This window comes from Mesorhizobium sp. M4A.F.Ca.ET.020.02.1.1 (genome assembly GCF_004022645.1).
Classification (GTDB): Bacteria; Pseudomonadota; Alphaproteobacteria; order Rhizobiales; family Rhizobiaceae; genus Mesorhizobium.
The window spans coordinates 1-1,831 of record NZ_RZOI01000970.1 but is presented as its reverse complement, the minus strand read 5'-3'; the positions used below and the strand labels follow the sequence as shown (position 1 = coordinate 1,831).

General features: G+C 66.3%; 2 protein-coding genes. Both read left to right on the top strand.

Going from position 1 to position 1,831, the window contains the following annotated elements; all coding sequences use genetic code 11:
• A partial coding sequence (locus tag EN742_RS33765; protein ID WP_148670470.1) for a nucleotidyltransferase family protein occupies positions 1-871 on the top strand: 871 nt, incomplete at its 5' end.
• Between the two features lie 32 nt (positions 872-903).
• A complete protein-coding gene (locus tag EN742_RS33760; protein ID WP_127407446.1) occupies positions 904-1,800 on the top strand; it encodes an alpha/beta hydrolase in 897 nt (298 codons plus the stop codon).
• Positions 1,801-1,831: the final 31 nt, after the last annotated feature.

Below are 1,831 nucleotides of genomic sequence, written 5' to 3'. Positions count from 1 at the left end.
GATCGAACACGCAGGGGGCAGCGTGGTCCGCGCCGGCATGCCCGTCGATCCCGGCAACCTGCTGGTGCTGGGCACGCTTGCCGGCAAACGCATCATCGGCGCGCCTGGCTGCGCCCGCAGCCCCAAGGAGAACGGCTTCGACTGGGTGCTCGACCGGCTGATCGCCGGCCTCGACGTGACGGCTGGCGATATCGCCGGCATGGGCGTCGGCGGGCTGCTGATGGAGATACCGACCCGGCCGCAGCCGCGTGAGCCGGCGACTGCGAGAGCCCGGCCGAAGGTCGAGATCGTGCTTCTGGCGGCGGGGCGCTCCAGCCGCATGGGCGGGCCGAACAAGCTGCTGGCACTGTTCGACGGCAAGCCGCTGGTGCGCCGCGCCGCCGAGAGAGCGCTGGGTTCCAGGGCGGCAAACACAATTGTCGTCACCGGCCATCAAAGAGAGCGGGTGCGCGGCGCGCTTTCCGGCCTCGATGTGATCCTGGCCGACAATCCCGATTTCGCCGACGGCCTGTCCTCGTCTCTCAAGGCGGGCATCGCCAGGGTTTCGGCCGAGGCCGCCGGCGCCATGATCGTCCTTGGCGACATGCCCGGCGTGTCCTCCGCCGATCTCGACCGGCTGATCGAAGCCTTCCGCAGATCCGGCGGCCGCTCGGTGGTGCGTGCCGCCCACGACGGCCGGCGCGGCAACCCGGTCCTGCTGCCTCGTTCGCTGTTTGGGGCTATCGCCCATCTCGAAGGCGACACCGGCGCGCGCCACCTGGTCGAAGCCGGGGGCCTTGATGTCGTCGATGTCGAGATCGGCAACGCCGCCTCGGTCGACGTCGATACGCGCGAGGCGCTGGAAGGCGCCGGCGGCGTGCTGCAGGATTGACAAAGCGAAGCCGAAGCACGCATGCCTGCGGCATGGCCAATCGCTTTCAAGTCTCCCGCACGCTGTTAACCGTGATCGCTCTTTTGCTGTCCGCAGTTGATGCCGGCGCTCTCGAGCTAAAACCCTACAAGGACGATCTGTTCGCCTATCCGGCGACGCTGTCGTCCGGCGACAATGGCGCCTACACCGTCATCGACTATCGCGAGATGCGCGACATCAACCAGCGCGACGAGGTGCCGGAAAAGCGCGTCCATGGCGAATATACCGACACCGGCGTGCGCAAGCTGCAGCAGGACCTGATGCTGAAGACGGACGCGGGCGATGTCAGGCATGTTGCCGTCGGCAAGACCGAGGGCGCCGGCATCATCGTGCTCTACCTGCACGGGCAGGGTGGCAGCCGAAAGCAAGGTGTCGACGACTTTACCTTCGGTGGCAATTTCAACCGCCTCAAGAATCTGATGGCCGCCAATGGCGGCCTCTATCTGTCGCCGGACTTCCCCGATTTCGGCGACAAGGGCGCCGCCCAGGTTGCGGCGCTGATCAATCACTACGCCGAGAAGTCGCCGGGCGCGAAGATCTTCGTCGCCTGCGGCTCGATGGGCGGATCGCTGTGCTGGAAGCTTGCCGCGCGCAACGACACCGGCCGACGCATCGACGGGCTGCTGCTGCTCGGTTCGCTGTGGGATGAGAGCTTTCTCGCCAGTCCCGCCTTCAGGCGCCATGTGCCCGTCTTCTTCGGTCAGGGCAGCAAGGACCCGGTATTTCCGGTGGAAAAGCAGGAAGCCTTCTTCCGCTCCATCATTGCAAAGTCAAAAGCCTATCCCTATCCGACCCGCTTCGTCCGCTTCGAGACCGGCACGCACGGCACGCCGATCCGCATGACCGACTGGCGCGGCACGCTCAACTGGATGCTCTCCAAGGCGCCGTGACGTTGATACCGGGATTGCCTCAGGGCGCGGT